Origin of the sequence: Fibrobacter sp. (genome assembly GCF_045601785.1) — a bacterium.
GTDB lineage: Bacteria > Fibrobacterota > Fibrobacteria > Fibrobacterales > Fibrobacteraceae > Fibrobacter.
Genome location: NZ_JAZSAF010000068.1, coordinates 1 through 1733, shown reverse-complemented (window position 1 = coordinate 1733; position 1733 = coordinate 1). Strand labels below are relative to the sequence as shown.

2 protein-coding genes and 1 tRNA gene are annotated in these 1733 nt (G+C 51.4%); 1 reads left to right on the top strand and 2 read right to left on the bottom strand.

Annotated features, from left to right (window positions below; all coding sequences use genetic code 11):
* Positions 1-30: 30 nt before the first annotated feature.
* The gene (gene fabD / locus ACKI61_RS11215; protein WP_407457786.1) at positions 31-879 is read right to left on the bottom strand and encodes an ACP S-malonyltransferase; all 849 of its coding nucleotides are present in this window, start codon (positions 877-879) and stop codon (positions 31-33) included.
* Between the two features lie 41 nt (positions 880-920).
* Here fabD and ACKI61_RS11210 point away from each other — a divergent pair.
* A tRNA-Arg gene (locus ACKI61_RS11210) sits at positions 921-992 on the top strand.
* Here the strand turns inward: ACKI61_RS11210 and ACKI61_RS11205 are convergent.
* Positions 993-1733: helix-turn-helix domain-containing protein (locus tag ACKI61_RS11205; protein ID WP_407457785.1), on the bottom strand; the 741-nt coding region annotated here is incomplete at its 5' end.

The window sequence follows — 1733 nt, the reverse complement described above, 5'->3', positions numbered from 1 at the left end:
CGGACTTTTGTCGAGAATCAAGCAAAAAATCTAGAGAATCTTTGCAATAAGTCCTTTCAGGACGCTGCCCGGTCCAAGTTCGATAAATTCCGACGCGCCGTCCGCAGCCATGTTCCTGACGCTCTGTGTCCATCTTACCGGAGCGGTGAGCTGGGCAAGAAGATTAGCCTTTATCGTTTCGGGGTCAGTTGACGGTAGTGCGGTAACGTTTTGATATACAGGCCATACTGGCCTGTTGAAAACCGTGTTTTCTATGCCTTTGGCAAGCTCTTCTCGTGCCGGCTCCATGAGAGGGGAGTGGAAGGCGCCGCCTACAGGAAGCATCAGGGCTCTTTTGGCTCCCGCCTCCTTCATTTTGACGCATGCAGCCTCTACTGCCGCCTTTTCTCCTGAAACCACGATCTGGCCTTCGCAGTTATAGTTCGCCGGAACGACGATGCCTTCGCAGCCGGCGCAGATTTCTTCGATTCTCGCGGCGTCAAGTGCGATGACCGCTGCCATAGCGCCTGGATTCTGCTCGCATGCATTCTGCATGGCTCCTGCACGGATGGCCACGAGCCTGAGGCCGTCTTCAAAATCCATTGCCCCTGCAGCCACAAGCGCTGAAAATTCTCCAAGTGAGTGTCCTGCAACCATGTCCGGGGCGAAATCCGGAAGGCATTTCGCCATTACGGTGGAATGAAGGAAAATTGCCGGCTGGGTTACCTTTGTCTGTTTCAGTTCCTCGGCGCTTCCTTCGAACATTACGTCTGTGATGCGGAACCCAAGAATTTCATTTGCCCTCTCAAGCATCTCATGTGCGACAGGGCTGTTGTCATAAAGATCTTTGGCCATGCCCGTGAATTGCGAGCCCTGGCCGGGAAATACATACGCTTTCATGACGCAAAGTTAGAAAAAAATGCTAACTTTGCCTTCCCATTGCCCCTATAGTTTAATGGATAGAATTTCAGATTCCGGTTCTGACGGTTGCGGTTCGATTCCGCATGGGGGTACTAGCCGAAGATCTTCTTCAAGGTCTCTTCATCAGTGCAGTTCATGTACTGTGCCGTAAACTCCTTAGGCGTCATTCCGAAATAATCATGGAACGAATTCGAGAAGTATGAGTGGGTAGAGAATCCCACCTTGTATGCCACCTCCGAAATGTTCACCTTGTTGTTTATCAGCAGATAAGCGGCCTGCTTGAGGCGTATTGACCTTATCAGGTTGCTTGGAGATATGTTCATCATCTCCTTCAGCTTTCTGTTAAGATGCACGCGGCTCATTCCGACCTCGCGGCTGAGTTCCTCGACGCTGAATTCGGTGTTCTCGATGTTCTTGCGGATGATGGCTATCACCTTGGTAGCCAACTGATTGTCCGCGTTATTCATCTTGATGTCCCCGTATCCGTAGTCAATATCCCTTGTGTATTTGTTCTTGATGGTCTCTCTTGTGGCAATCGCACTGGCAAGGGCGCTCTTCAGGATCTCCAGCGATATCGGCTTGGTGAAGAAACGGTCCGCTCCGCTCTTGATGCACCTGTTGTGGCTCTGCTCGTCGGTAGACGAAGTCAGAAGGATGACAGGGATGTGGTTTGTTCCCGGGTTCTTCTTGATCTTTTCGCAAAGTTCCGCTCCATCCATCTTGTCCATGATGAGGTCGGTGATGACGGCGTCAGGAATGGTGGTGGAAATCTTTGACCATGCCTCCTTTCCGTTTGCGCACACCTCGACGTTGTAGATGCTCTGCAGCTCGAG

Bases quoted from the DNA above. Each gene is read 5' to 3' on its own strand.
- fabD (WP_407457786.1), bottom strand. From the start codon at position 879: ATGAAAGCGTATGTATTTCCCGGCCAGGGCTCGCAATTCACGGGCATG.